Below are 26,837 nucleotides of genomic sequence, written 5' to 3'. Positions count from 1 at the left end.
TCTAAGGTGCCTGTACCAACCCGGCCCCAACACGGGAACCAGAAGATGGTAAAGGCTTTGCAGAATCCAACAGCCGTTGCCAGAGTTTCATACCGCGCAGCGAGGCATCTGACTCAGCCCAAAGGGCGGCGCAGCCTGCAACGTGGGGCGTCGCCATACTGGTTCCGCTAATCGTTTTATGGTGTACCGGCCGGGGCCAGGACGAAAAAATGTCGCCGCCCGGCGCGGCAATTTCGATTTTGCCTGCGTTAGAAAAGCTCGAAGGCTTTAAGTTGGCGTCAATAGATGCAACCGACATGACAGTAGGTGAGTTGGCAGGCGCTCCCGTATGGGCAGAAGAGTTTCCTGCGGCAGCAATAATCAAACACCCTTTACGCAGAGCCGCAGCACCCGCGTGGGTGTAGGCAGCTTGCACAGGACTTTGACTGCCCAGCGACATCGAAATGACGTCACATCGATTGGCGATCGCCCAATTCATTCCCGCAAGTACTCCCGCCCCCGTACTGCTACCCGAGTTGGTGAGCACCTTTCCAACAAGCACCTGTGAGTCGGACGCGATACCGTAGCGAGGAGCATTTTCGAAAGGCACCCTGGGGCCGCAGGCCGTGCCAATACAGTGTGTTCCGTGACCATTGATATCTTGAACCGGCTCTCCTACGAATGAGCGGGTAATAAACTCTCTACCTACAAAGTCAGGATGGCCAAGGTCCATCCCGGTATCCAGCACGGCTACTTTAATACCAGCCCCACTCCATCGGCTTTGCAACACATTGCATTGAATCAATCCCCAGGTCGCTTCTGGCTTGCCCGGCTCAGGCTTGTCTTGGGCTTCATCCAGATCCACATCAGCGCCAAGATCGCGAGCAATCGTACTCGCAGCCCGCAAAAAACCTCGCAGATACTCTGAATTTTCGGAAAAGGCAAAATACTCTGGCTCAATAATTTCTATTGGGCTATCGACTGAAATAGGGTCTTTGAGACTCATCCCATGCAGCTGTAAAGCGTCACTGCCAACAAGCGCAACCCCAAGTTCTGAGAACACCACAACCTCCGCATCACCGACGTCTTCCAAACTGACGGCTTGGTCAGCAAAGTCACGCGCGTCGGCCACTCGAAACTTTTGATCCTTAAGAGACTTAATGCCCTCTTCCATTCGCCCTTCACGATAACTGATAAGAAAACGCCCGGTTTCAAGACAATTAGCGCCTCGCTCAAGAGCAGCCACAAGCAGCCGTTCAGCACCGCACGAAATTGTGGCTAATGAGCCACTCTTGCCAGAGGGGTTGCTTTCGCTTCCGTTGCTTTTAGATTTATTAGCCATCATCGCTTCCTTTCTGTTGGTTTGGCCGCACTAAAAACCAGCTGCATAACACCAAGCTACCAAAAACCGTATAAAGCAGCACAAACACCCACTCCGGCGCCGTGTAGTAAAGCAGGCTTTGCAACCAGTACTGAATGAAGGACCCCGTATAGGTGGCTGTGCCGGCCTCTTCTCTCAAGGCCATTTCCCACGTAGTAAGCGGGCAAACCGCGCCCAACCAGGACTGCACCACTACATACCCAATAGCGGACAAATGCAAAATACGAAATCTCTTATTTCGCACCCATCGCCACCTTAAAAAATAACCGGCATAAATAGCCAGCAACCCGAAGACGACAAAGACAACAAACAGCACATGAACGACTAATATCGCATCCGCCATGAGCAGAAGTAGTGAAGGGGCCATATCTCTCCCAAGTGAAGCATAGGCAGAGGAGGTAGCCAGTGTTTGCGGTGGCCACGAAACCTCTTAGTTGCCAGTATGCTGAGCAAAAACCTCCTCGCCGGTTAAATCTCTGGTAGCTTGAGAAAACGAGTAAAACGCTGGTTTTTGCTCAATAAATATCTGCTCCTCAAGCTGCCACTGGCCGTTATCCTCCAGAAGCCCCACAGGGATAGCATAGTGCCCGCCCTCTTTTAACCGATAAAACAGATGCGTCCCACACTGCTTGCAGAAACCGCGTTCGGCCCACTCTGAGGAGCTGAAGATAGCAATATGCTCAGCCCCCTGGAAATCCACCTCGTTTTGGGACTCAACCGCAAACAGCGGCCCTCCACCCCACTTTCTACAAAGGCTGCAGTGGCAAACCGCCACATGATGACTGTCTAAATGAGTTAAAAGCTGCACTTCACCGCAGAGACAGCTACCCCGATGCTCAATGTTGGATTGCATATGATCCTCCGTTAGATACGTAACACCGTCTATTCATGCTTAATAGAGCGAACCCTAAACCCCACCTTTTCTATATAGACAGTAGCAGGTTCTATATAGACAGTAGCAGGCCGCTTGGCTATGCGCTGTTAACGCGTAAAATTGCGCGATATGGCCCGCAGACCTGTTATCTACAGCGACATAAAACATCGTTGAGCGGGCATTTTGAATCGACCGTTTAGCGGCTTTATTGGGTTGCTCGGATGCTTCCTTCTGACTGCCAAGCGTGCTTGCCTAAAATAGAAAACACATTTGATAAATGCACAATTGTTAGCCATGGGCTTCCTTGGTAGGTTGATTTAAAACAACATAAAGGTGGCCCTTTCACCACCTGCGAACCAGGCGCTATGGACCTTCTACCTAACCTATTTCGTGGAAGTACACAAAACGTCACCACCCGATGCTACGCCTCACACTAAACCGCTTCGGCCTACCTACCCCCTCGGCCATGCACACGGTTTAAAAAATACGACAGTGATAACTACCCGTATCGCTTGTCGTTGAGCGTTTGAGTCGCACATACTGCCTAGAGTAGCGCCACCAATAAAACGATAACCCTCTGACCGCGAAGACGAATATGACAACGAAGCTGAGTAAAGGCGCGCCAGAAAAGGCACAAACAATGAAGAAAAAACGCCCTATGCCGGATGTGTTCATCATCCTGTTTAGCTTTATGGTACTGGTACTGCTCGCCTCTTATATAATCCCCGCAGGAAGCTACGAAAGAACCAACAACAATGGCCTGACGCAGGTCGCCACCGATAGCTTTCAGTACATTACTGCAGCGCCCCTGAACGTAATGGACCTGTTTACCGCTATTCAAAAAGGCCTGGTGGCGGCGGCTCCACTGATCTTCTTAATCATGATGGTCGGCGGCGTGCTCAAGGTGATTGAGTCAACAGGCGCCATCAGCGCAGGTATTCACCAACTCATTAGCAAGGCCAATGGCCGTCGAAATGTTCTTATTTTTATCTTTTGCGCTACGTTCTCAACGCTTGCATCGGTTGGGGTAGGTGCCAACTTGGCCATTGCCTTTATTCCTATCGGACTGTTTCTTGCCCGCTCAATGAAGCTTGACCCCGTTGTAGGCGTGGCCATTATCTTTTTAGGCTCCTACGCAGGCTTCGGTGCAGGCGTTTTTGACCCGACCGTTACCGTTGCCGGGCAAACCATTGCCGAGCTACCGCTGTTTTCCGGATTTATATACCGTGGCGTTATCTTTATTGTCTTTTTGACCGTTACCACGGTGTACATCTGCCGCTATGCCAAACGTATCAAGCAGAACCCGGCCCATAGCGTGATGGGAGCAGACGCCTTTGATAACACCGAAGCCACACATGAGCCTGGCGCTCTGCCGCCCTTTACCTTTTCTCATAAGTTAGTGCTGCTGATATTTGCCGCTTCCTTTGTGTTTTTCCTGTACGGCGGTTTTAACTTCGGATGGGGAATCACCGAACTCTCTGCCACGTTTTTAATGGTGGGGATCGCCACGGCACTGATCGGCAGAATGTCTCCCAACGATTTTGTAAAACGCCTGATGAATGGCGCAAGCGAAGTCATGTACGGTGCATTGGTGGTGGGTGTCGCCGCCGCTGTCATCGTGTTGCTTAGACAAGCACAGCTCATCGACACCCTCGTACATAGCGTCGCAAGCTCTTTAGATGGTCATGGCAAGATTGTCGCCATGGAGCTTTTATACGTGTTTAACCTGGTATTTAACGGATTGATTACTTCGGGTACCGGCCAGGCCGCTATCGTGATGCCAATTATGGTTCCCATTGGCGATATGCTGGAAGTCACCCGCCAGTCGACCTTCATCACCTTCAAGCTGGGCGATGCCGTTACCAATATTATTACTCCGCTTTCTGGCACCTTGATGGCGTGCCTGGCGATCGCCCGCGTTTCTTACGTGGAGTGGTTCAAATTCGTGCTACCACTGGTATTGATTTGGATTGTCATCGGCGGCGCGTTTGTCGGGGTTGCCGTTGCGATTAACTACGGTCCGTTTTAAGCAGGTTCGCTTCCAAGCCACCCATAATGGGTGGCTTGGCATCTAACGGGTATGCGCTCAACAGACAACGGCCGTCAGCTTCTCTTCCAGAACAACTAAAAACGCCTCGATATGAGCAGGCAGGTAGCGTTCAGCCATCACCTGTACTTGAAGGCTTCGCTGAGAAAGCTGGGGCTCGTGTAGCGGCTTTAAAACCAGCCCATCCTTATGCATTTTACCGCTTACCGCTACGGCACTACACAACCCGATCATATTGGGATGCTCGCTGACCATGGTATAGGTCGCGCCCAGTGAATTGCAGGAGAAGCTTGGGAATACCTTAATACCGGACAAGCTACAGGCGACATCAAACAGATAGCGCATTGTCGAGCCATTAAGCGACATGGTAAGCGGGTAGTCGCATAAATCCTTTACATACAAAACGTCATTAATTGCCAACGGGTGCTCACTCGACATAAGGGCACTAATTGCGGCGTTATGGCTTGAAACCACCTTTACGCCAATATCCGGCGAGAGGCTAAAGGTTAAGGCGATATCAGCACTGCCTTCTTTTACCAATTCAGAAGCACGCGCTGAATCGGCCATCTGCAGATCAAACCGAATATCAGGATGCTGAGTAATAAAGCGCGAAATAACACTGGGAAGAAAGTGCCACGCCATGCCATCAGGGCAAGCCACCACAATGGTTTGGCGTTGGCGTGTCATTGCATCCTGCATCTCATCGATAACGCTATTAACTTCTAACTGGTTACGCAGTGCATAGGCGTTCAGCAGTTTGCCTGCTTCGGTTAACTGCATACCCCGCGGCTGGCGGTTGAACAGCTTGATATCCAGGCGCTGCTCAAGATTGGTGATTTGGCGGCTAACCGCTGAAACAGCAACGTGCAACTCTTCAGCGGCAGCGGACAACGAGCCCGCTTTCGCAACGCTTTGAAAGTAGCGCAAGTGGAGATCCTGCATAACGGCCTCATTGATGACCTGCCTGTTAGGCTTTGTACGAAAACTGCTTACGCTCGCCCATACGGCGTTAAAAACCAGCTCAAAATACTCATTTACACATGTAAACTCCGTTTTTTTACTGATTTTTGCCTTGTCTGGCCTTCGCTCAGCGACTTTTCGTACAAACCCTAGCAGGGTGAATAGCGCTATCGGCAGCAGTTCAAACATCTACCGGTGATTGCTAATAGTTAGAAAGGTAGTTTGAAATCTTAATGATTGCTGCAAACAAGAGCAAGGGCTAGGCTCATCTCAACGACCACTAAAAGCCCAATGATAAAAAGGCACGCCATGACAACACCGCAGCGTTCAAAACGGGAACAGGCGATTCAGCTAGCGAGTGATGAGCTTTCAAACGGTAATTTTTATAAGACGCTGGCAAAACGTATTGCCATGCGCACAGTCAGCCAGGACCCCGCCTGTGCCGATACACTCAACGCGTACCTTGAACAAGAAATTGGCCCGCTGCTTTCAAGGCTGGGCTTCACCTGCCAGATTATCGAGAACCCGAAACCCGGTTTTCCTCCCCTGCTGATTGGGGAGCGCATTGAAGACCCCGCTTACTCCACGCTGCTGCTTTATGGCCATGGTGACGTTACCGACGGCCAGGAAGACCAATGGGCGAACGGTATTGATCCATGGGCGCTAACCTTTAAAGAAGGCCGTGTTTATGGCCGCGGCACCGCCGATAACAAGGGCCAGCACAGCGTCAATTTAACCGCGTTGGAAGCTGTGATTAACGCTCGTAAGGGTCGGTTAGGCTACAACGTAAAAATGCTGTTTGAAATGAGCGAGGAGATAGGCTCACCGGGTTTGGAAGAAACCTGTGCTGCCTATCAGCAAGCGCTTAAATCCGACCTTTTTCTGGCCTCTGATGGCCCCAGAATCCGCCACGACATGCCTACCCTCTTTTTGGGTTCTCGCGGCGTTGTTCAGCTCAAACTGTCGCTTAACACCGGCAATGGCGGCCGCCATTCTGGTAACTGGGGAGGGGTTATTACCAACCCGGCGGTTGTGCTGTGCAATGCGCTCGCCACGCTACTTTCCCCAAGTGGCAAAATTCTGGCCGACTTTCTCAAGGCACCGTCTATTACAGAAGACGTCTCCCGGTTAGTGCGCGACTTGCCGGTAGGCGGCGGTGCCTCCGACCCCACGATTAACCCAGCGTGGGGTGAAGAAACCCTGGCGGATGGCGAGCGTTTATACGGGGCCAACACGTTTGAAATTCTTGGCTTAAGTGCGGGCAGAACCGACAAGCCTGTCGGTGCGATTCCAGAGCACGCGGAAGCGGTACTACAGCTGCGCTTTGTAAAAGGCACCGACTGGCAAGCGGTGGAGAGTAACCTGCGCCAGCACCTGGATGCCCATGGCTTTAACGATATCCAACTGACGTTCTTAGGCGGTTACGCGGCGACTCGGTTGGACCCCAATCACCCATGGGTGAATTTTGTTGCTCAATCGGCCGAGAACAGCCTGAATGAAGCGCCCCATATTTTACCCAACCTGGGCGGCACGATTCCCAATCACTGCTTTTCAGACGTGCTTAATCTGCCCACCGTTTGGCTGCCCCACTCCTACCCGTCATGCAATCAGCACGCCCCCGATGAGCACTTGCTGGAAACCATTGTCGAGCAAGGGCTAAAACTAGCCGCCGGGATCTTCTGGGATTTAGGCGAACCTCAAGCACAAGCGCTAACCACTCATGACGCGGCAAAGGCATATTAAGTGATGGAAACTCCAAAAAAGAACAGCGTTGATAACGAAGCCATCCACTGGGACCAGGATATCAGCTACGGCCAATACCTTGACCTTGAGCCCTTGCTGGCTTGCCAGAACCCGGCCTCTGAAGAGCACGATGAACTACTCTTTATCATGATTCATCAAGTGTCGGAGCTATGGATCAAGCTCTGCTTGCACGAAGCCCACGCGGCGGCCAGGCATATTGCCGATGACAACCTGAGCCCTGCGTTCAAAATGCTCTCACGCGTATCTCGCATCCAGGAACAGCTCATCAACGCCTGGGAAGTGCTGGTAACGATGACGCCCGCCGATTACTTGAGCTTTCGGGACAGCCTTGGGCAAAGCTCGGGCTTTCAGTCCTATCAGTACCGGGAAATTGAGTTTTTGCTGGGTAACAAAAACGCCAAATTGATCGAAGCTCACCGTTCAAAGCCCAAGCACTACCAAAAACTCCAGCATGCGCTTAATTCGCCCAGCCTTTATGACGTCTCGCTGCAGCTACTGGCCCGCCGGGGTTTTGATATTCCAGACAACATCACCCAGCGCGACTGGAGCATTCCCTACACCGCGAGTAGCGACGTCGAAGCGGTGTGGATGGAGATCTATCGCAACAGTGAAAAGTACTGGGACCTATACGAACTGGCCGAAAAGCTGGTGGATGTCGAATTCAACTTCCAGCGCTGGCGCTTTAACCACATGAAAACGGTGGAGCGCATTATTGGCTACCGGCGTGGCACCGGTGGTTCGTCGGGCGTGAGCTACCTGGTCAAGGCACTCGACCTGCAGTTCTTCCCGGAACTCTGGAGCGTAAGGACATCTATTTAACAGCAAGAGCCCAATAAGCCTTACCCCACTTTTCACCTGTGTGACGACATTTTTGCTGGAGTACCGATATGCGCGTGAGCCTGGATACCGTTCGTGAGCTGGACCGCCAAGACCCACTGGCAGATTTCAAACGCCACTTTGCCCTGCCAGAAGGTGTTCTCTACCTGGATGGCAACTCGCTTGGTGCGCAACCGGTCGCGGCCAAGCAAGCGGTTGATGACACCATGGAGCAGTGGCGTACCCAACTGATTAAAGGCTGGAACCAGGGCTGGTTTGATGCGCCCGAACGGCTGGGACACCTGCTCGCCCCGGTGCTTGGTGCTCAGCACGGTGAAGTGGTGGTCACGGACAACATCACGCTCAATATTTTCAAACTATTGGGCTATATCCTCGACAAGCGCCAGGATGATTGCCGCACGGTACTCAGTGAAGGCGGCAACTTCCCCACTGACGGCTACATTGCCCAAGGCTACTGCCGGGTTAGCGGCTGTGAACATCGCTTTATGCCCGAAGGTGACGACCTGGCTGCGCACCTGGAAGGCGTGGCTGTGGTGGTGCTTAGCCAGGTCAACTATCGCACGGGCAAACTGCGCGACATGGCAGCCACTACTCAACTGGTTCATGAACATGGCGCCGAGGTCATTTGGGATTTAGCCCACTCTGCTGGCGCGCTACCTGTCGATCTTAACGGCGTGGGCGCACGCTATGCTGTAGGTTGTACCTATAAATACCTGAACGGCGGCCCCGGTGCGCCCGCTTTTCTTTACGTGCACCGCGACCACCTGGATAGCACGTGGCAACCGCTCTCGGGCTGGCATGGCCATACCTCACCTTTCGCCTTTCAGGCCGACTACGCACCCGCCGATGACATCTCGCGTTTTCGTACCGGTACACACTCAGCGATTATTTACGCAGCCCTCGAAGCGTCGTTAGCTATCTGGGCTGACGTCGATATGCAGGCCGTGCGTGAAAAAAGCCTGGCCATGAGCAATCTGTTCCGCGAGTGCCTGGCAGATATTTTTGAGGCCCACGGTATCGAGGACATTACCCCGAAAGCCGACCAGCGTGGCAGCCAGGTATCACTGGTAGATGCCCAAAACGGTTACGCCATTGTGCAAGCGCTGATCGCGCGTGGCGTGATTGGTGATTATCGGGAGCCGGGCTTGATGCGCTTCGGCTTCACCCCGCTCTATTTAAGCTACGAAGATGTGTGGCAGGCCGCGCAGCACTTCCGCGAGGTAGTCGAAAGCGGCGAGTATCAAAATCCTGAATTTCACGTGCTTAGCGCCGTCACCTGATAGAGAGCACGCATGACAAAGCTAACGCCGGATCTGGCCTACTCACCGAGCCATTTTGCGTCAGAGTTTGAATCCACTCTTACACGTCAGGCGGATGCCGGACGCACGCTAAGGGACCGCCACCCACCGATAACGGTCGCCTATGGCGACCACCCGGCGGCGTGCCTTAACCTGTTTATTCCGCAGGGAGAAGGCCCGTGGCCTTTGATGGTATTCATTCACGGTGGCTACTGGCAGGAGCTTGACCACACTGCCACGGATTTTCTGGCCGAGCGCTATCTGGCACGGGGAATAGCCTTCGCCTCAATTGGCTATGGCCTGGCCCCGACCCACACCATTGAAAACATGATGACTCAGTGCATTCAGGGGCTAGAAGCGGCCTACCACGCGCTGGCAGAAAGCGGCGGCGTGTGGTCCATCACCCTGGGAGGCCATAGCGCGGGCGCCCAACTGGCTTACTGGGTAGCCGTTAGCGGCAGGGTTCCTATTGATAAGCTGGTGCTGGTCAGCGGTGTTTATGACCTTACGCCGCTGGTAGAAACCTACGTTAACGACCCTCTAAAGCTGACCAAATCACAGGCACGCGCACTTAGCCCTCAGTTTGGCGAGCTGACCGCGCTGCCCACCTGCCAGGTTGTGATTGCCGAAAACGACCCGCCCGCGTTTCATCAGCAGGGGCACAATTTTATAGCGCTGCTACGCGCAGCCAACGTCCAAGCAGAGCTAATTGAGCTGCCGGGGTGCGATCACTTTGATGTGCTGGAGTATTTGTAAGCGCTAGCCGAGCTCACAATAACCACGCCGTTACTTTCTAGCGACGGCATGGAGTTTTTAATACCACTGTCTCTCAAAAGCCTGCTTTCACGTCCGCCCGGCTAGTTTTCAGATGACTTGATAGGTCACCTTGCATCGCCTAACTGGTTAAAATTAAACACGCTCTTCATCACGCAAAGTAAGCACCTCAACACCCTCGGCCGTCACTGCCACTGTATGCTCCCACTGCGCGGATAACGACTTGTCACTGGTCACGACTGTCCAGCCATCTTTTTTGATTTTTACCTTGGCTTTGCCTTGGTTAATCATGGGTTCGATGGTGAATACCATGCCCTCTTTCAATACCACGCCGTGCCCTGGCTTTCCGTAGTGCACGACTTCCGGCTCTTCATGCATCTCCTGGCCGATGCCGTGGCCGCAATATTCACGCACCACCGAGTAGCCGTTCTGTTCCGCATGCCGCTGGATCGCATGGCCTACATCACCCAGCGTTGCCCCCGGCTTAACCGCGTGAATGCCCTTCCACAGCGCCTCATAGGTTTTATCGACCAGGCGCTTGGCAATGGGCTTTACCTCACCCAACATGTACATCTTGCTTGAATCGGCAATATAGCCATTCTTCTCAAGCGTGATATCAATGTTAACAATATCGCCCGATTTTAGCGTGAGTGTCTCGGAGGGAACGCCATGACACACCACCTGGTTCACAGACGCATTCAGCACATATTGATAATCGTATTGCCCTTTGCTGGCCGGGCGAGCCTTTAGCTCATCAACGATATAACGCTCGGCCCAATCGTTGATCTGCATGGTGGTGACACCCGGCTCGATTAACGTATCAAGATAACCAAACACCTGAGCCAGCAAGCGTCCTGCTTCGCGCATCAGCGTCAACTCTTCTGCACTTTTCAGCGGTACGTTATCCACCGATCACCTGCCTTACTTCAATGTCTGCCTGTTGCATCTGCTCGCGCATAATGTCGGTGAAGGTCATGCCTGGATTAGCCTCTGCCAGCATGCCCACTTTAATCCAATACTCCGCCTGTGCGTTGATCGAACGCACCATGACCGAGCTGGCTTTACGAATATCTTCGTGTAGCTGGTCGTTGATTTTTACGATACCCATGGAATGCCTTGATATATGAAACGTATATAAAGCATATATTAAGATAAGAACACGCAGCAAGCGACCTGGCGAAGCCGACGTTCAATAAGAGTGGTTTTTCAACTGCAGGCACACTATTGGCGATGACGAGCAATCAGTGCCGCCAACGGTTGATAGCCTTCTTCAAGCGCAGGGCTCGATAGATTAGTGACGCCTAAGAGCAATCCTTTTCGCGCATTGGCTGGCGTGGCGTACCAGGGAGACAACGGCGCCGGGGCAAGGTTAAAGGCCGCCGCCGCTTCGGCAATGCCAACATCGTCGGTGTCATCAGCCAGGGCAAGCAACAGCGACAAGCCCGCCATATGATTGACTGAAACCGTGCTGTCCATGAGTGCAAGCAGCGCATTCCGGCGCTGTATATACAAACGCTTCATACGCCGAATATGGCGCAAGTAATGCCCGTCGCGCAAAAACTCCGCAACGGCTAGCTGGCTAGGCAGTGCAGACGCGGGTGACAATGCAGCGGCCGTATCTCCCGCGCGCTCCGACAACCTCGCAGGCACCACAATGAAACCAAGCCGCAATCGTGGGCTGATGGTTTTACTGAAAGTACCCATGTGAATCACTCTTTCGTCATGGTCCAGCGAGGCCAGTGCGGGCGTTGCCTGGCCGCTTAACTGCAGCTCACTTAAATAGTCATCTTCGATGATCCAGCTATCGTTTTCTTTAGCCCATGCTAACAACGCCTGACGGCGAGCCAGCGACAACTGCATACCCAGCGGTGCTTGTTGGCTTGGCGTCACAATCGCCAACCGCGCCTCCGCAGCAAGCGCTATCCCTTGCTCCACACAAATCCCTTGGTCATCGACCGGAACAGGAACCGAGGTAAAGCCTGCCAAAGACAAAGCGTGCCTATTGAGTGGATAACAAGGGTCTTCAACCCACACCCGCTTTGAATCCGGGCGCAACAAGTGCAATGCCAAGCCCAGCGCACCCGCATATCCATTGGTGATGATGATCTGGTCTGCAGAGCAAAGCAGCCCGCGAGCCACGGCCAGATAGGCAGCAATTTCCTTGCGTAGTGTCTGCTCTCCGCGTGGGTCAGGGTAACGCAGTGACTCGGCCACCGCCTGGCGTGAACCGCGCTGCATGATGCGAGACCACTGCTTAAAGGGAAAGCCATCTTGCGCAGGCACCCCCACTTGAAAAAGCTTGGGCGCGCTTTCCAAGTCCTGATAGAGATCAGGCAGTGGCAGCCGAGAGGCCTCAACCACCACTTTTGGTGCCGCGGGTAGCACGGCGCTAACGAACGTACCGGCGGCCCCTTTTGAGATGACTAACTGATCATCGCTCAGCCGATCATAAGCCGTTTTAATAGTGCCTCGTGAAACGCCCAGTTGCGTGGCAAGATCACGCCATGAAGGCAGCCGTGCGCCCTCATATAAATGCCCTTGTCGAATGGCATCAGCAATGCTCGAACGCACCTGCTCTGACAAAGACTGCTCGCCTTGGCGATTAAGTGAAAAACGAAGTTTACTCATCCCTCCATGGTACATAGAAACCTATCAGTCTTGGTGCTTTTTTTAGACCATGAAGCCTTTCACAATCACTATCTACTCTACACTTTTACCGTTCTAAATCTTTGTGCCAGTTCTCGAGCTAGTTCTTTATGCCGGTTCTTGAGTTAGCTCTTTACCTTAGCTCTTTACGTTAGCTCAGAACGATTTGCCAAAAGGATGAAACCAATGCGTATAGTAAACACGAAATGTTCAGCGGCGATACTGCTCGCCATGTTGGTCGGCTGCTTCGGTTCGGCACACGCCACCGAGACCACTGAGCAACCAGACGCCGATCAAGCCTATGATCAAGATGCCGATGGTGAACAGCGTGCCAGAGCGGCTGGCGAGTCCTTAATTGGTCAGCCAGGCCCCGAGCTGAGCATTACCACGCTGGATGGTGAGACTATTGATCTAGGCGCGCTATATGGCGAAAAACCCGTGTATATAAAGTTCTGGGCAACCTGGTGCGTGCCCTGCCGCCAGCAGATGCCCGGGTTCCAGGCATTTCAAGAAGCGCATGGTGATGATATCCAAGTCATCGCCGTGAACACCGGCTACGCTGACACCGAAGAGTCCGCACGTGTCTATCGCGAGGAAATGGGCCTGACCATGCCCATCACGGTAGATGACGGCACGCTAGCCGAAGCGCTGAATCTACGCGTTACCCCGCAGCACGTTCTGATTGATCGCAGTGGTCACATCACTCACATTGGTCATCGTGACGATCAAGCCCTGGAACAGGCGCTACAGGCCGTGCTTGAACCCGCTGATCCCAACTCAGCAGCGACCGAAGGAGCCGCCGTCAAGGATATCGACGCCAACGCTTTAACGGTGGGCGATACGGTGACTCACCTTGATGTCACCACGCGTGACGGCACTACCATCGACCTGACTCGGAAGACGACAGACAAGCCACTGGGTGTGGTGTTTTTTGCCACCTGGTGTGAGCCTTATCTTGCCAAGAGCCAGCCAGAAACCTCCACCGCCTGCCGCCGCGTACGCGAAACCGTCAACCAGCTGAGCGAAGACCAAAGCGTACAGTGGGTAGGCATTATTTCTGGTCTTTGGACCCAAGAGTCCGATGTCGAAAGTTATCTTGATACCACCGAGACGGCGATACCGGTGTTGCTTGACGCCGAGGGCGATATACACCGTGCATTCGGCGTTCAGCAGATACCCACCGTTGTATTAATTGATGCTGACGGCAAGATAACCGACAAGCTTGGACCACAAGACACCGCATTAGGCGAAGCTGTCGAGCGCCTCAGCCAATAAGCGTAAGCCACTCCGCGCAAGCCATAGCGCGGCCCCCCTTTTTTTACTGGAGCAGCCCGCCTCACGCGGGCTGATAACCAATGCCCACGTTCCTTTATCGCTATTTTGTCCTTTTTTGCCTGGTTGTAATGCTGACTCCCCAGATTGGCGCTGCGCAAGAATTTCCCGGCATCTCGGGCGAAGTACTGATTAAGAGCACTCTGATAGCGGAAACAGATCAACCGGCACCTGGTTCCTCCAGCACCTTAGCCGTTTTCATGGAGCCGCAATCAGGTTGGCATGGGTATTGGAAACAGCCGGGTAGTATTGGCCTACCACCGCAGTTCAATTGGCAATTGCCGGAAGGTGTCAGCGTAGGCGATGCCGCTTACCCAGTACCGCAGACGCTAATGACTGGCGATCTGATGAACCATGTCTACGAGCACCCTTATGTACTATTGCTGCCCATTGAAATAGACGCCTCTGTGCCCGCAGGGACCTCTCTGCCGATTAGCGTTGACTTCAACTACTTGGCTTGCCGCGCTGATGCCTGCATTCCGGAGGAGGCATCGCTTGCCACTACGCTGGTCGCAGGCGATGGCCACATTACGCCTGAGCGCAAAGCACGCTTCGATGAATGGCGGCGCGAGCTTCCCAGGCCTCTCGGTTCGCAAGCCAGCTTTGTGACGACCGATGATAACCAACTGCGCTTAAGCATCCCCTTACCCACCAGCGTGGAACTCAACGATCCACACTTGTTTGTTGCCACCGATAACGTGGCTGATCCCGCGTCTGAGCAGGTTTTTAGTCGTGAAGGCGACACATTGATTATTGAAACCCAGTTGGCAAAATACTGGCAGACAGACAATCCACCTGACAAGTTCGAAGCACTTCTGTCGCTGGGCAATGGAACCGGTTTAGCATTGGTTAGCCGTAGTGATGGTGCGCCAACACCAAACACAAGCACAGCTGGCGTACAAAGTAGTTCTACATTACTACTGACCGCATTTCTCGGCGCCGTACTGGGCGGCGTTCTGCTCAATATCATGCCCTGCGTTTTCCCTATTCTCAGCCTTAAGGTTCTTAGCCTTGCACGCCTGTCCGGTGGTCAACGCGAAGCCCGGCGTGAGGCGCTAGCCTATACCGCCGGTGTGGTCCTCGTTTGCTTGATCCTGGGCGCAACGATTATTGCTCTGCGCGCAGCCGGTACTCACGTTGGCTGGGCATTCCAGTTGCAAGACCCACGGGTCATTGTGGTGCTTACACTGTTGACTGCCGCGATTGGCTTTAACCTGGCAGGCCTTTTTGAACTAGGCTCCATCAATGCTGGCTCCAAACTGGCTAGCCAGGAGGGCATGGCCGGTGCTTTCTGGACGGGCGTACTTGCCGCTTTCGTCGCAACACCTTGCTCCGGCCCATTTATGGCCACAGCGCTTGGCGCCGCCCTGGTACTCCCTACGGTTGCCGCACTGACGGTTTTCGTGGGCTTGGGCTTGGGCATTGCCTTACCGTTTTTGCTGCTTGGTTTCATACCAATGCTTCGTCGCCGCCTTCCTCGGCCGGGCCCTTGGCTTGCGACCTTTCGGCATATCATGGCCATCCCAATGTTCCTAACCGCTTTAGCGTTAGCTTGGGTGCTTGGCCGCCAGCTCAGCAATAACGGCATGATTGCAAGCCTCGCTCTGATCTTACTACTGGCGATAGGACTTTGGTTCACCGGCCTGCGCCAACGCAACGGCAAGCGCTTGGTCTGGATACCGGCAGCACTCGCGGCCGTACTCGCGCTGGCGGGAAGCATCCTCGTTCCCGGCTCCTTTGCGGGCCACGAGGCGCCCATTAATGCCGCCGCAAATTCACCCACCACACGCACACTCGACTTTGACGCGGACCGCTTGGCCGAACTTCGGCAACAGGAGCAAACCATCTTTGTCTACTTTTCCGCAGACTGGTGCGTCACTTGCCATATGAACGAACAGCGAGCCATTGATACAGCCAGCACGCAACAAGCATTTGCGCAGGCGGATGTGATCACCATGAAAGGTGACTGGACCAATGGTGACCCAGCCATCACCGCTTTTTTGGAGCAACACGGCCGCTCAGGGGTACCTCTCTACTTGTGGTACACGCCAGACCAAAACGAGCCTGAAGTCCTTTCACAGATTCTTGCGCCAAATGTGTTATCGACGTTAGCGGGCAAGTCTGGTTAACCCGCACGGTTAACAGGTGCTGAACAGTTAGCAGGAGAACCGTGCGTAAGACCGCCGTGGCGTCTTCCAAGCCTTGTTGTAATGCCTTGGATACAAGAGGCTTCGAAGGCGGCGATGAGGCGGCCACGTAGAGCGATGGCGTTAGCCAATATACTGCTTTGTTGTAGTGACCGTACCGTAAGCAAAGGCCAAGGCTGCCATTATCGTTGCGTGAACCTGAGGCGCTGGCACCGTCACGCCATCGAATTCAAGATCCAGCGTGGCGCAGGCATCGTGGATAATCGTCGTCTTGTAACCCAAATCCGACGCTGCACGGCTGGTGGTATCGATGCACATGTGGCTCATTGCGCCAATAATGACGACCTCCTCAATATTTTGCTGGTCCAACAGCTCTTGCAAACCGGTCTCACGAAACGAGTTAGGAAAATGCTTCACTAATACCGTTTCCTCGCCCAACGGCGCGACTATGGGGTGAATGGCTACCCCTTGCGTACCAGGGGTGAAAAAAGGAATGTCTGGATCGGCAGATTCATGCTGAAAATAGACGACAAGATCGTTTGCCGACCGGGCATGTTCAATGACGTTAGCTGCGTTCGTGGCAGCCTCTTCAATACCGTTCAACAGCAGCTTGCCGCCGGGGAAATATTCATTTTGGATATCGACGACAATGATTGCGCGATGACTCATATTATCAATCCTTTTCAGTAGCGTTTGCCAATAGGCTGGCAAGAAGAAGTAGGCCGCTATATAAAGAAGCGGCCCTTGGGATTAGAAGGAAATGACCTCACCATCGGCAGGAATAAGTACGTGTTCCTGAATTCCCTCTTTTTGCACGTAATCGGCCAGTTCGTCACGGCTTAGCGTCATATGGTTTACGGCATCCATATGCACCGCGATGATGGTGGCATTCGGGGCTTTCTGGTGGGTACGCAGGGTATCTTCTTTACCCATAATGATGGGATCACCTTCGAAACCGTCTACCTCGGCAGCACCGGTATTCAGCACGATCATCTCTGGGTTGTAGCGCTCCATTGCCTGTTCGACCTCATCGCGCCATACGCTATCGCCGACTAAATACGTCGTTTTCTGCCCCGGAGCTTCGAAGACGACACCCATGATCTCACCTAGTGATTGCGCCAGCTCAGGAACAGCATAGAGAGCATCGGAGCCATGCTGGCCGCCCGTCTTGTGAAGCTGCACGCCGCCGAACTCGGCGCTGGCCTCAAGGATGCGCACATCGCTGAATCCCTGAGCGCGAATCAGCTCGGCATCAGCGGTATTCTGAGCGAACAAGGGAATGTCCTTTGGCAATTGCTCCTGCGCGGCGGCATCCCAGTGGTCGAGGTGCGTGTGAGTGACGATGACAGCGTCTATATCGCCGATCACATCTTCCACCGGCATTGGCAGCCCAACCAGCGGATTACGCAACTCGCTACGGTAGGTATCTTCAAACCCCGGATAGGCGCCCTGCTCGGCCAGCATAGGGTCAATCAGGAAAGTGGTGTCCCCATAGGTGATTTTCACCGTCGCATTGCGGATCTGCTGCACCTGCTGCGTTGCCTCCTGAGAGAGCGAGCCTGCGGATGCGCTATGGGCGATAAGAGCCGTGGCGATAGCGAGAGAACTAGCGAGGGTCTTGATGAGCATCTGTGTACTTCCTTAAATTCGTTACGGGTAATGGCAAGTAGTTTAGAGAGGCTCAATCAACAAAAGAATTGGCCTGAAAGACATTTATCGAAACTTTTGGGCCATGATGCTACTGTTTATAAAACGCATAGCAGGAGTCGCGCTTTGCCTCTACCCAATGTCGGCCTAATCCTTCACCCACACTTCAGCCCCTTCCACTTCTCCGTGCCCTATATGGTGTTTGGTATAGCGTTGTCTGATCGCACGCTGTTCAATCTTTCCATTGTGGCGCCTGGGGGAAATTCCATCGAAGGCGAACGGTCGATGACAGTGAAGCCCGATGGTGGTTTAGAACTGTTGGATAAAATGGATATTGCGATAGTGCCTGGATGGCATGACCTGAATGAAGCACCGCCGCCAGAGTTGTCAGAGGCGCTCGTCCGCTGTCATGAGCGTGGCGCTCACGTCGTGGGCCTGTGTTACGGCACCTATGCACTGGCTTACGCCGGGCTGTTGGATGGCAGGCGGGCGTCGACCCACTGGATGGCCGAGCAAGATTTTAGTGGCCGCTTTCCAAACGTTAAGCTAGACACCAATGCGCTCTATGTGGAGGAAGACCGTCTAGTGACGTCGGCCGGTACCGCTGCTGGGCTGGATTGTTGCTTATTCCTGGTACGCGAATACTATGGCGCGCAGGTTGCCAACAAGGTGGCCCGTGCCATGATCGTTCCGCCCCATCGGGAAGGTGGACAAGCGCAGTTCATAGAGCAGCCTGTTGCCGCCTCAACCCAAGATGCGCATATCAATCGCCTGCTCGACTACCTACGAGAAAACTTATCGGCATCGCACACGATTGACGAGCTTGCTGAGCGCACCGCCATGAGCCGCCGTACCTTTACGCGAAACTTCCAAAAAGCCACCGGCATGACCGTCGTGGCGTGGCTGGTGAGCGAGCGGTTACGGCGTGGGCGTGAGCTTTTGGAAACCACCTCGTTGTCGGTAGAAGCGATTGCAGAAAAGGCGGGCTTTCATACAGCGACGTCTTTCCGCCAACATTTCCGGCAGCGCCATCAAGTTAGTCCACGCGATTGGCGCAAAACCTTCGGTGGCAACGCCTGACGACCAACGCTTAGATCTAACATTCCAAACACTGCACACAAGCTAATGTGATTGCTATTTTCCAATATGTCTATAATACTGGACATATGGAAATTAAAAACGTCACGGCCAGTTTTAGTGCCCTTTCTCAGGAAACGCGTCTTGAAGCCTTTCGGCTTTTGGTACGCCATGAGCCCGAAGGCCTTCCTGCGGGGGAAATTGCGCGCCAGTTATCGGTGCCCCATAACACGATGTCGGCGCATCTTTCAGTGCTTTCACGGGCAGGATGGGTCAGCTCCCATCGGCAGAGTCGTTCCATTATCTATCGCGCTAATCTCGGCCATATGCAACAAATCCTGGGCTTTATGGTTCGCGATTGTTGTGCGGGGCACCCAGAGATTTGTGAGCCGCTTCTGACGGCCTTTACTGACTGTTCTCTCACTACCGAGAAGGAATAACCCTTTTGAAAACGACGATTTATCACAACCCAGCCTGCGGCACCTCGCGTAATACGCTAGCGATTATCGAAGCGTCCGGTGAGACACCGCACGTCATCGAGTACTTGAAAACACCACCCAGCCGCGAGCGGTTGGTCGAACTGATCTCGATGATGGCGATTACCCCAAGAGAGCTACTGCGCCGCAAGGGCACGCCCTTTGAAGAGCTCAATCTCGATGATCCAGCATTAAGCGATGATCAACTGATAGACGCCATGATCGCGCACCCCATCCTGATCAATCGCCCCATTGTGGTAACGGAAAAAGGCGCACGCCTGTGCCGCCCTTCAGAGCGTGTACTCGAATTATTGGCCAACCCCGTAACGACGTTTACCAAAGAAGATGGTGAGGTAGTGCACCTTAAGGGCAGCCACCCGTGAGCGAACCTATCAGTTTCAACGACCTGCCCAACATTGATCTCCAAAAGCTTCAGCCGATTGACGTGGACGTATTGACGGGGCCCGATGCGCCGCGTCATTCCCCCAGGATTCTGGTGCTTTACGGCTCTCTGCGCGAACGCTCTTTTTCACGCTTGGCCTCCGAAGAAGCGGCGAGGTTGCTGCGCTGGTACGGCTGTGAAGTACGCACCTTTAACCCTTCGGGCTTACCGCTGCCAGATGATTCAGAGGCCGATCACCCGAAGGTAAAAGAGCTGCGCGACCTTGCTCAGTGGTCCGAAGGCATGCTGTGGGTCAGCCCCGAACGGCATGGTGCGATGACGGGCATTATGAAAACGCAAATCGACTGGATACCGCTATCGCTCGGCGGTGTTCGCCCTACTCAGGGCAAAACGCTGGCGGTGATGGAAGTGTCTGGCGGCAGCCAGAGTTTTAACGCCGTTAACCAGATGCGAATCCTCGGGCGCTGGATGCGCATGATCACCATCCCTAACCAATCCTCTGTACCTAAAGCGTTCACCGAATTTGACGATGCCGGGCGCATGAAGCCCTCACCTCTTTATATGCGTCTCGTCGATGTGTGTGAGGAACTGGTGAAATTCACCTGGTTGACGCGCGACAAGTCCGCTTATCTTACCGATCGCTATTCAGAGCGTGTCGAGAGTGCTGAAGAACTCTCTCGCCGCGTTAACCAAAACACTCACTGACGTAAGGTCTTTTCATGTTGGCACTGGCCATTTTTGTCGTCACCCTGGTGCTGGTGATCTGGCAGCCTAAAGGTTTGGGTATCGGTTGGAGCGCACTGGGCGGCGCTTTAGTAGCATTGCTTATGGGCGTGGTGCATTTGGCTGATATCGTTGTGGTGTGGGATATCGTCTGGGATGCCACCTTTACGTTCGTTGCCCTGATCATTATTTCCCTGATTTTAGACGAAGCGGGGTTCTTCGCCTGGGCCGCGCTGCACGTGACGCGCTGGGGCAACGGACGCGGGCATCTGCTTTTCCCGCTGGTCGTGTTACTCGGCGCGGTCATTGCCGCCTTCTTCGCTAACGATGGCGCCGCCCTACTGCTAACGCCCATTGTGATCGCTATTCTGTTGCGCCTGAAGTTTGAGCCGCCTGCGGCGCTGGCCTTCATCATCGCCACAGGGTTCATTGCCGATACGGCCAGCCTGCCCCTGGTGATCTCTAACCTCGTTAATATCGTCAGTGCTAATTATTTTGATATTGGTTTTGATCGCTATGCGGCGGTCATGGTGCCGGTGAATCTGGTGTCAGTAGCGGCCACGCTTGCCGTGCTCTGGATAGCCTTTGGCCGCCGCATTCCTAAACACTACGCTGTCGAAAACCTCGACCCACCGCGCTCAGCTATAAAGGACCCGCTAATCTTTCGAGTGGCGTTTCCGTTGCTGGCAACGCTGCTGATCGCCTACTTCGTGACCGCTCCGCTGGGCATTCCCATCGCCTTTGTAACGGGAACAGCCGCCGTGCTGCTAATGGCAATTGCCGGACGCTGGTGGCAAGCAGGCCGTGGCGCCATCGTCTCCGTATCAGATGCGTTACGTGGCGCCCCCTGGCAGATACTGCTGTTCTCAATCGGCATGTATCTCGTCGTTTACGGGCTGGGTAATGCAGGGCTGACAAATTATGGCGCGCTGGCGCTTGAGTGGCTGGCACAACAGGGTGACTTTATTGCCACGCTGGGCACCGGCTTCCTTTCCGCCATCGTCGCCTCGGTAATGAACAATATGCCCTCGACACTGGTCGGCGCGCTGGCAATTGATCAAGCGAACGTGCCTGCCGTCACTCAGGAATTGATGGTCTACGCCAACGTGATTGGTAATGACCTGGGACCCAAGTTCACCCCCATTGGCAGCCTCGCCACCCTGCTCTGGCTACACGTACTAGCGGGCAAGGGATACAAAATTGGCTGGGGCCAGTATATGAAAATCGGCCTGCTGATTACGCCGCCGGTGCTATTGGCAACGCTGGTTGCCTTGGCGCTTTGGCTGCCGGTGTTGTCTGCGGGGTGGGCTGACTAGGGATTTAGGTTGGATGGAAGCTAGGCAGGGTTTCTGGCTAGCTTCTGGTATCGGCCAAAAGCGGCCATTGAGGGAATGCTGATATATCGCCGCCAGCAGGTGCCGAAAGACCACAGCAAGCGACGGTTTTTTGGTTCCTCTGACTGGCTTTGTTAGGCACTTTCAGCCTCGCTTTCTGCTGAGGGCAAAATTCTACCCTTGTCGATCCAAGTTTCTTCTTGGTACTCCTTTCCCGTTCTGTTTGAGAACTCATCGAGATAATATGAACGGAAGCACAACCAGAACCCGTTCTCATCTTCAGCCTCTCTCCTGATGCAAGAATAATACGGAAAGATCGTAGAGCTAATGTCGAAATCTATTAGCGAATTATCATCTGCTTTCCTGAATTCCATGAGTTCCAAAACCTTGCTCTTTTCTGACGTCATTTCAAGGAAATAGTCATCTACGTTCGCTTTAATCTCTTGCTCCCAGGTGGCCTTCGTTACCTCAACAATAACTGGATTAAGAGCAACTAGATAATTTCTATTTGATATTTGTGAAATAAGTTTGACGTATTTATTTTCGAGTAACGCTTTAAAAGCCAAATTTGAAAAATCTAGCGTGATGTCCCGTAGAGTCAATTCGCGCAGTTTTTCTTTTGATTCCCAACCCAAATGTTCAAATGACCCTGTATATTTTCGCAAAAGGGCCTCGTTATCATTGGCCGTTTTTAGGTCGCTTTCAGCTTTTTCCTTAATTTCTTTCTGAGTATTTTTTCTAGCCTCCAGCTTTCCTGACACAAAGCTCCAGACCATCTCACCTAACCAGATAATGATTTGCCCGACTATTGATCCTAAACCTACGCCTGCAAGTAAGACTACGATAGAGATATTTTCCTCTGGCGTTCCTAAGGACTTCGCAAGCTCACTAAAGTATTTCCAAGATATGACAATGGACACAGAAACTGAAAGGTACTTCACTGCCGCTTTCGGTGAAGTTAATGCTGAAAGAAGTTTAATTATTGTTGAGGCAGTTTCACTCATAATCATCTCCGTTATTGACGCTGCCTAACACTGCGCTCTGCGGATAATTTGGAGCACAACGGAAAATTGGTCCGACAGCAGCGCTTTGTTAAATCCCAATTTACCTACCATTGCTCCGGGCTAAAATCGGTTTCATTGGAATCACGAGGCACCTCATACCAATCACCATTCGGCTCAGCATAGTCGGCATACATCCCTGACATCGTTTTTCGGTTTGCTGCTTGTCTTCCAGATACTTGCTTAAATATCGATCTATTAGAATCCCACGTATATTCTTCTTTTGGTAGTTCAACCTGCATTTCTTGATTATCTGTTTTTGTATACGTAACTCGCCCTATAGTGGTCAATTTTGGAAAAACACCATCCATTATTATTTTATTGTTTTGTTCGAATTTGACATCTGACTTATAAGCCCCCCACGAACCATCTATGTATTCATAGTATGGTTTGTCAAGTGCTTCAGTGACTATCTGGTTACCTAATGCGTAAATTCTGACTGACTCACCATATAATCCAGTACCACTTTGGGTCATGTATTTTACGCTTACTAAATACTCAGGTGATGATTGCTTTGTTTCAAAAACTTTTATTGCTTGAATCCCTACCCCAAAGTCATAAGAGGCCGATATAAGGGATTCGGTATCCAAACCAAAAAAAAGAATAAATCCGTCAATTTTATATTGGTCTATCGTAGATATAACTACCATATCACCTAAAATCTTAGCCGCTAGCGGTTCCTTCCAACGCTCAACGATGCTCATTAGATTATTACTTGCATTAGATTCAGCAAGTAAAGCAATCAGCCCTTCGTAAATTTTATCAAGGTTGTCTTGGCTCGATGCATTTATTGCATTAACTATCGAATTTAAACTAGACAGGTTAGCTACGGAATTCTGGACAGCCGTTGTTTGAGGCTTCTCCTCGATCTTTGGTTCAACCTTTGGGATCGGCGCCAACCATATCGCTACAGCAATCCCTATTATAGCCACAATGACGCCTATACCGGCCCATTCCTTTCTTGATAGAAAATCAGAAATTCTTCTCATAAGTCGCGAATATTTTCTCGGCGAGGTTTAACATAGATTATCGTGCTGGCAGCATAACACCGCTGAATTAGCATACTGCTTTCTCCGGGAGGGCCGCTTTGGGTCGATAGCACCTATATGCTCGATCATACTTATTTCGACCAGAAGCGGTCCTTCATAACTTCCTCATATAACGATTAGCGTAACCGACCGGCTTCGGAGCGCAATCGGGCGGAGAAGCCGGCCCGCGTTGACGCTTTTTTGTTAGGACGGCAGGTTCGAGATAATATCGTCATAGGTGTTAGCACTTTAGTTTACGCCGCCCAAGCATGACGAACTGCTGATGAAGTTCATAGCACTCGGTACTTTCCTCATTAAGTTCTTTAATTCGTAAATCGACATGTTCAGGCCAATCCCAAGCTCCCCGGAAGGCATCGGGAACAGCGGACAGCATAGGGCCTGCGTGAATATACCCAGAGCTTTGCGCTAGCTTATATATAAATCCATGCATTTTTTGGTATAGCTCCTTGCGAGCAGCCTCAAGCTCCTGATCTAAAAACTCTGTTTCTGCGGTATTCCATGTGTCTACGAAGCGATCAATTTCGTCGGTATTATTGTCATGGTAGGAATTACCGAAGTCATGCTCTTTTAGAAGAACCACCGATCTTGAGTTAGAGGGAAACTCTGCTAGAAATCGCTCAAACAACGCACGATCTACAGCCTCTAGTTCCTTTGCTTCGGTTGCTGCGATGTCACCGGTTTTATAAATAAAGTACCTGTTTGCGACGTTATGAATTAATGCTAATGCGATGAGAGAAAAACCCAAAGTATAGTCAGCTGCACTTGATTCTAGCTCTGAAAACGTGAATTTCGCTCCATAATTCAAGTTAAAGTTTGCGACTAGCCAGTTATAAAATATCTGTTTAAAAGCGGTTGGGGTCAAAATAATTGTTCCACCAACTGTAACAACAAACCACGTGAGCTTGTTAGTAAAGTCTGGGAACAAATACTTTTTACCAAGAGCGATTGCTAGGTCTTTCAGCTCTTTCTTTGATATCACTCAGCACTCCTTGAGAGTGTTAACAGTTTATTAGTGCGCATGCATGTTTTTCTGGCCACCACCATCCTGGCCATATAGTTATAATGCATTGAAATTTAGTGAAATAAATGCCGCCTACGCGATGCGCTTTGCCAGAAAATGCGCATGTGCGTTAACATTTTCACCATCCTTTGGATATTGCACATAAACGTCAATAGCTTTCCCCTAACACCTTGTTTCATAAAAACTTTGAAGAAGTCGCTCCAGAAAAACAAGCATTCATATTTCGAATCCTACCAGAAAAACGCGCATTGTGAGCCAAAGGCACTTATGAACATCCGGTTTCAGCGAAGTCCGCTTTGGGTCAAAGCAGGCAGTCAGCCGCTATTCACTGCAGCATCAAAAACCACAATTAACCCACTCAACACGCCACAAGGACCAAATCTAATTAGCCCTAACGCTAGCAGATTGCACGCCCGCACGTCACTAGAAATTAGCCTTACATACCATCACTTTTACTCGCCTTCATTTCCTTGCAACAAAAAGGGTAAGCTGATCGGCAACACCGCCCCTGAGTACGCACTCGATGACTTCACACTGGATTCTCGGCCCTGGCGCCATCGGTCGCCTGTTAGCCCATTCGCTCTCTCCTCTTGCTGACATCACCTTAGTCGGCCGCCGTGCGCTACCTGAGCAACAAACAATAACAACACCCGAAGGCGAGGCGCGTAGCCAGCATTTAAATGTGGTAACCACCTCGCAACTAGTAGCCAATGCGCCAGCGCCGCCTGCTTTTGTACATATCACCACCAAGGCGATGGCTGCTGAAGCGGCGCTGGAAAGCGTGGCGGGCATTATTCCCGCAACTACCCCGCTGGTGTTGTGGCAAAACGGTTTTTTGGCTCAGCCGAGGCTGACTGAACGTTGGCCGGGGCCGGTGTTGTGCGCGACCACGACGGAGGGCGCTTATCTAACCGGTGATGATGGCGTGGTGCATGCGGGGCGTGGGCATACGTTTGTGGGGGATCTGGAGAATCGCCACGGCGCGTTGGCACAGCAGTTAGCGCATCAGCTTAGCCAAGCGGGGCTTGCGGCCACGGCGGTGGATGATATTCGTAGCCGCCTGTGGCAGAAGCTGGCGGTGAATGCGGCGATTAATCCGTTGGTGGCGTTAAATGGGATTTATAATGGCGAGTTGCGTGGCGCTGCTTACGCAGGCTGTGTTGAGGCGGTTGCTGAGGAAGTGGCGGCGATTATGTTGGCCGAAGGTATTCAAGCGCCCAGCGGGGGGAGCGGTTTGGACGCGTGGTTGGCGTTGGTGTGGAATGTTATTGAGAAGACGGCGAATAACAAGGCGTCGATGTTGCAGGATGTTGAGGCCAAGCGGCTTACCGAGCGTGGTGCTATTTTGGGGCCTTTGATTGAGCGGGCCGAGCGGCATGGGATGGGTTGTGAAGCGTTGCTCGGGCTGGATCGTGAGTTGGCGGTGTTGGAGGCGGGGTTTTAGGCTTGCTCGGGCTTGGGGCGGCTGCGCCGCCCTTTCGCGCCGGGCCGCCGCTGCGGGTGCCGCGTTTCTCGCTGCGCTCGCTACTTGTTACCATGCGCTACAGGTTTGAAATTTCACATATTTCAGATTTTGTAGTTGATTGAGAGTGGCGAACGGTATGGGGTGGGTTGTGAAGCTTTGCGCGGGCCTGGGGCGGCTGCACCGCCCTTTCGCGCCGGGCCGCCGCTGCGGGTGCCGTGTTTCTCGCTGCGCTCGCTACTTGTTACTACGCGCTACACGTTTGAAATTTCACATATTTCAGATTTTGTAGTTGATTGAGCGTGCCGAGCGGTGTGGGATAGATTGTGAAGTATTGCAGAGGCTGGATGGTGAGTTGGCGGTGTTGGAGGCGAGTTTTTAGCCACTTCGAGTTGGGGCGGCTGCGCCGCCCTTTCGCGCCGGGCCGCCGCTGCGGGTGTCGCGTTTCTCGCTGCGCTCGCTACTTGTTACCGCGCGCTACAGGTTTGAGATTTCACATGTTTTAGATTTTGTAGCGCGGTGTAAGCGTTAGCGCACCCGCGAAG

The 26,837-nt window shown here is 52.6% G+C and carries 25 protein-coding genes; 13 read left to right on the top strand and 12 right to left on the bottom strand.

The window, feature by feature from the left end; translation table 11 throughout:
- Position 1 precedes the first annotated feature (1 nt).
- The 3 genes from INT20_RS01765 to INT20_RS01755 form a co-directional block, all read right to left on the bottom strand.
- Positions 2-1,321 (bottom strand): S8 family serine peptidase, encoded by a 1,320-nt coding sequence (locus tag INT20_RS01765; protein WP_193056325.1) that lies wholly within the window; start codon positions 1,319-1,321, stop codon positions 2-4.
- Positions 1,314-1,727, bottom strand: a complete 414-nt coding sequence (locus tag INT20_RS01760) for a DUF2784 domain-containing protein (protein ID WP_193056324.1) — start codon at positions 1,725-1,727, stop codon at positions 1,314-1,316. The genes INT20_RS01765 and INT20_RS01760 overlap by 8 nt, the downstream gene beginning before the upstream one ends.
- Positions 1,728-1,790: 63 nt before the next feature.
- Complete coding sequence (locus INT20_RS01755; protein WP_193054140.1) at positions 1,791-2,213, bottom strand: GFA family protein; 423 nt, start codon at positions 2,211-2,213, stop codon at positions 1,791-1,793.
- Positions 2,214-2,829: 616 nt separating this feature from the next.
- On the opposite strand from INT20_RS01755, the gene INT20_RS01750 reads away from it, so the two are divergent.
- Positions 2,830-4,263 (top strand): YfcC family protein, encoded by a 1,434-nt coding sequence (locus INT20_RS01750; protein ID WP_193054139.1) that lies wholly within the window; start codon positions 2,830-2,832, stop codon positions 4,261-4,263.
- Positions 4,264-4,320: 57 nt separating this feature from the next.
- Here INT20_RS01750 and INT20_RS01745 read toward each other — a convergent pair whose 3' ends face one another.
- Positions 4,321-5,223: a LysR family transcriptional regulator gene (locus INT20_RS01745; protein WP_193056323.1), complete on the bottom strand. Its 903-nt coding sequence runs from the start codon at positions 5,221-5,223 to the stop codon at positions 4,321-4,323.
- 327 nt (positions 5,224-5,550) lie between these two features.
- On the opposite strand from INT20_RS01745, the gene INT20_RS01740 reads away from it, so the two are divergent.
- The 4 genes from INT20_RS01740 to INT20_RS01725 all read left to right on the top strand — a co-directional run bounded on the left by INT20_RS01740 (position 5,551) and on the right by INT20_RS01725 (position 9,896).
- Positions 5,551-6,984: a M20 family metallopeptidase gene (locus INT20_RS01740; protein WP_193056322.1), complete on the top strand. Its 1,434-nt coding sequence runs from the start codon at positions 5,551-5,553 to the stop codon at positions 6,982-6,984.
- A 3-nt stretch (positions 6,985-6,987) separates the two neighbouring features.
- On the top strand, positions 6,988-7,824 hold the full coding sequence (gene kynA, locus INT20_RS01735; protein ID WP_193054136.1) for a tryptophan 2,3-dioxygenase: 837 nt from the start codon (positions 6,988-6,990) through the stop codon (positions 7,822-7,824).
- Positions 7,825-7,892: 68 nt separating this feature from the next.
- The gene (kynU, locus tag INT20_RS01730; RefSeq protein WP_193054135.1) at positions 7,893-9,122 is read left to right on the top strand and encodes a kynureninase; all 1,230 of its coding nucleotides are present in this window, start codon (positions 7,893-7,895) and stop codon (positions 9,120-9,122) included.
- Positions 9,123-9,134: 12 nt separating this feature from the next.
- Positions 9,135-9,896 carry an alpha/beta hydrolase gene (locus INT20_RS01725; RefSeq protein ID WP_193054134.1) on the top strand — a complete coding sequence of 254 codons (762 nt, stop codon included), beginning with the start codon at positions 9,135-9,137 and terminating at the stop codon, positions 9,894-9,896.
- A 153-nt stretch (positions 9,897-10,049) separates the two neighbouring features.
- Here INT20_RS01725 and map read toward each other — a convergent pair whose 3' ends face one another.
- The 3 genes from map to pdxR all read right to left on the bottom strand — a co-directional run bounded on the left by map (position 10,050) and on the right by pdxR (position 12,542).
- Positions 10,050-10,823 carry a type I methionyl aminopeptidase gene (map, locus tag INT20_RS01720; protein WP_172116455.1) on the bottom strand — a complete coding sequence of 258 codons (774 nt, stop codon included), beginning with the start codon at positions 10,821-10,823 and terminating at the stop codon, positions 10,050-10,052.
- Positions 10,816-11,022, bottom strand: coding sequence for a ParD-like family protein (locus tag INT20_RS01715; protein WP_087105660.1), 207 nt, complete (start codon positions 11,020-11,022; stop codon positions 10,816-10,818). The genes map and INT20_RS01715 overlap by 8 nt, the downstream gene beginning before the upstream one ends.
- Before the next feature lie 113 nt (positions 11,023-11,135).
- Positions 11,136-12,542 (bottom strand): MocR-like pyridoxine biosynthesis transcription factor PdxR, encoded by a 1,407-nt coding sequence (gene pdxR / locus INT20_RS01710; RefSeq protein ID WP_193054133.1) that lies wholly within the window; start codon positions 12,540-12,542, stop codon positions 11,136-11,138.
- A gap of 204 nt (positions 12,543-12,746) precedes the next feature.
- Between pdxR and INT20_RS01705 the strand changes: the two genes are divergently transcribed.
- Both INT20_RS01705 and INT20_RS01700 read left to right on the top strand, forming a co-directional pair.
- Entirely contained in the window at positions 12,747-13,835 is a 1,089-nt protein-coding gene (locus INT20_RS01705; protein ID WP_193054132.1) for a TlpA family protein disulfide reductase, read from the top strand.
- Between the two features lie 128 nt (positions 13,836-13,963).
- A complete protein-coding gene (locus INT20_RS01700) occupies positions 13,964-16,021 on the top strand; it encodes a protein-disulfide reductase DsbD family protein (protein WP_193056321.1) in 2,058 nt (685 codons plus the stop codon).
- Positions 16,022-16,162: 141 nt separating this feature from the next.
- Here the strand turns inward: INT20_RS01700 and INT20_RS01695 are convergent, their stop codons facing one another.
- Both INT20_RS01695 and INT20_RS01690 read right to left on the bottom strand, forming a co-directional pair.
- On the bottom strand, positions 16,163-16,708 hold the full coding sequence (locus INT20_RS01695) for a cysteine hydrolase family protein (protein ID WP_193056320.1): 546 nt from the start codon (positions 16,706-16,708) through the stop codon (positions 16,163-16,165).
- 81 nt (positions 16,709-16,789) lie between these two features.
- Positions 16,790-17,668, bottom strand: a complete 879-nt coding sequence (locus tag INT20_RS01690; RefSeq protein WP_193056319.1) for an MBL fold metallo-hydrolase — start codon at positions 17,666-17,668, stop codon at positions 16,790-16,792.
- A 144-nt stretch (positions 17,669-17,812) separates the two neighbouring features.
- Here INT20_RS01690 and INT20_RS01685 point away from each other — a divergent pair, with 144 nt between their 5' ends.
- The 5 genes from INT20_RS01685 to INT20_RS01665 all read left to right on the top strand — a co-directional run bounded on the left by INT20_RS01685 (position 17,813) and on the right by INT20_RS01665 (position 21,681).
- The gene (locus INT20_RS01685; RefSeq protein WP_193056318.1) at positions 17,813-18,766 is read left to right on the top strand and encodes a GlxA family transcriptional regulator; all 954 of its coding nucleotides are present in this window, start codon (positions 17,813-17,815) and stop codon (positions 18,764-18,766) included.
- Positions 18,767-18,852: 86 nt separating this feature from the next.
- The gene (locus INT20_RS01680; RefSeq protein ID WP_193054126.1) at positions 18,853-19,203 is read left to right on the top strand and encodes an ArsR/SmtB family transcription factor; all 351 of its coding nucleotides are present in this window, start codon (positions 18,853-18,855) and stop codon (positions 19,201-19,203) included.
- A 5-nt stretch (positions 19,204-19,208) separates the two neighbouring features.
- Positions 19,209-19,622: an arsenate reductase (glutaredoxin) gene (gene arsC / locus INT20_RS01675; protein ID WP_193054125.1), complete on the top strand. Its 414-nt coding sequence runs from the start codon at positions 19,209-19,211 to the stop codon at positions 19,620-19,622.
- Positions 19,619-20,347 (top strand): arsenical resistance protein ArsH, encoded by a 729-nt coding sequence (gene arsH, locus INT20_RS01670; protein WP_287076765.1) that lies wholly within the window; start codon positions 19,619-19,621, stop codon positions 20,345-20,347. Before arsC ends, arsH begins: the two co-directional genes overlap by 4 nt.
- A 14-nt stretch (positions 20,348-20,361) precedes the next feature.
- A complete protein-coding gene (locus INT20_RS01665) occupies positions 20,362-21,681 on the top strand; it encodes an arsenic transporter (protein WP_193056317.1) in 1,320 nt (439 codons plus the stop codon).
- 152 nt (positions 21,682-21,833) lie between these two features.
- Here the strand turns inward: INT20_RS01665 and INT20_RS01660 are convergent, their stop codons facing one another.
- From INT20_RS01660 to INT20_RS01650, 3 genes are all read right to left on the bottom strand, one after another.
- Entirely contained in the window at positions 21,834-22,703 is an 870-nt protein-coding gene (locus tag INT20_RS01660; protein WP_193054123.1) for a hypothetical protein, read from the bottom strand.
- Between the two features lie 104 nt (positions 22,704-22,807).
- Positions 22,808-23,749 carry a hypothetical protein gene (locus tag INT20_RS01655; RefSeq protein ID WP_193054122.1) on the bottom strand — a complete coding sequence of 314 codons (942 nt, stop codon included), beginning with the start codon at positions 23,747-23,749 and terminating at the stop codon, positions 22,808-22,810.
- Between the two features lie 280 nt (positions 23,750-24,029).
- Complete coding sequence (locus tag INT20_RS01650) at positions 24,030-24,788, bottom strand: hypothetical protein (protein WP_193054121.1); 759 nt, start codon at positions 24,786-24,788, stop codon at positions 24,030-24,032.
- Between the two features lie 565 nt (positions 24,789-25,353).
- Here INT20_RS01650 and INT20_RS01645 point away from each other — a divergent pair.
- A complete protein-coding gene (locus tag INT20_RS01645) occupies positions 25,354-26,274 on the top strand; it encodes a ketopantoate reductase family protein (RefSeq protein WP_193054120.1) in 921 nt (306 codons plus the stop codon).
- The last annotated feature ends 563 nt before the right edge of the window (positions 26,275-26,837 follow it).

The organism is Halomonas citrativorans, from assembly GCF_014898005.1.
GTDB lineage: Bacteria > Pseudomonadota > Gammaproteobacteria > Pseudomonadales > Halomonadaceae > Vreelandella > Vreelandella citrativorans.
Note: the sequence above shows the minus strand (reverse complement) of the source record. Positions and strands in the feature narration are given on the sequence as shown.

Bases quoted from the DNA above. Each gene is read 5' to 3' on its own strand.
- INT20_RS01765 (WP_193056325.1), bottom strand. From the start codon at position 1,321: ATGGCTAATAAATCTAAAAGCAACGGAAGCGAAAGCAACCCCTCTGGC.
- INT20_RS01760 (WP_193056324.1), bottom strand. From the start codon at position 1,727: ATGGCCCCTTCACTACTTCTGCTCATGGCGGATGCGATATTAGTCGTT.
- INT20_RS01755 (WP_193054140.1), bottom strand. From the start codon at position 2,213: ATGCAATCCAACATTGAGCATCGGGGTAGCTGTCTCTGCGGTGAAGTG.
- INT20_RS01750 (WP_193054139.1), top strand. From the start codon at position 2,830: ATGACAACGAAGCTGAGTAAAGGCGCGCCAGAAAAGGCACAAACAATG.
- INT20_RS01745 (WP_193056323.1), bottom strand. From the start codon at position 5,223: ATGCAGGATCTCCACTTGCGCTACTTTCAAAGCGTTGCGAAAGCGGGC.
- INT20_RS01740 (WP_193056322.1), top strand. From the start codon at position 5,551: ATGACAACACCGCAGCGTTCAAAACGGGAACAGGCGATTCAGCTAGCG.
- kynA (WP_193054136.1), top strand. From the start codon at position 6,988: ATGGAAACTCCAAAAAAGAACAGCGTTGATAACGAAGCCATCCACTGG.
- kynU (WP_193054135.1), top strand. From the start codon at position 7,893: ATGCGCGTGAGCCTGGATACCGTTCGTGAGCTGGACCGCCAAGACCCA.
- INT20_RS01725 (WP_193054134.1), top strand. From the start codon at position 9,135: ATGACAAAGCTAACGCCGGATCTGGCCTACTCACCGAGCCATTTTGCG.
- INT20_RS01715 (WP_087105660.1), bottom strand. From the start codon at position 11,022: ATGGGTATCGTAAAAATCAACGACCAGCTACACGAAGATATTCGTAAA.
- pdxR (WP_193054133.1), bottom strand. From the start codon at position 12,542: ATGAGTAAACTTCGTTTTTCACTTAATCGCCAAGGCGAGCAGTCTTTG.
- INT20_RS01705 (WP_193054132.1), top strand. From the start codon at position 12,747: ATGCGTATAGTAAACACGAAATGTTCAGCGGCGATACTGCTCGCCATG.
- INT20_RS01700 (WP_193056321.1), top strand. From the start codon at position 13,964: ATGCTGACTCCCCAGATTGGCGCTGCGCAAGAATTTCCCGGCATCTCG.
- INT20_RS01695 (WP_193056320.1), bottom strand. From the start codon at position 16,708: ATGAGTCATCGCGCAATCATTGTCGTCGATATCCAAAATGAATATTTC.
- INT20_RS01690 (WP_193056319.1), bottom strand. From the start codon at position 17,668: ATGCTCATCAAGACCCTCGCTAGTTCTCTCGCTATCGCCACGGCTCTT.
- INT20_RS01680 (WP_193054126.1), top strand. From the start codon at position 18,853: ATGGAAATTAAAAACGTCACGGCCAGTTTTAGTGCCCTTTCTCAGGAA.
- INT20_RS01665 (WP_193056317.1), top strand. From the start codon at position 20,362: ATGTTGGCACTGGCCATTTTTGTCGTCACCCTGGTGCTGGTGATCTGG.
- INT20_RS01660 (WP_193054123.1), bottom strand. From the start codon at position 22,703: ATGAGTGAAACTGCCTCAACAATAATTAAACTTCTTTCAGCATTAACT.
- INT20_RS01655 (WP_193054122.1), bottom strand. From the start codon at position 23,749: ATGAGAAGAATTTCTGATTTTCTATCAAGAAAGGAATGGGCCGGTATA.
- INT20_RS01645 (WP_193054120.1), top strand. From the start codon at position 25,354: ATGACTTCACACTGGATTCTCGGCCCTGGCGCCATCGGTCGCCTGTTA.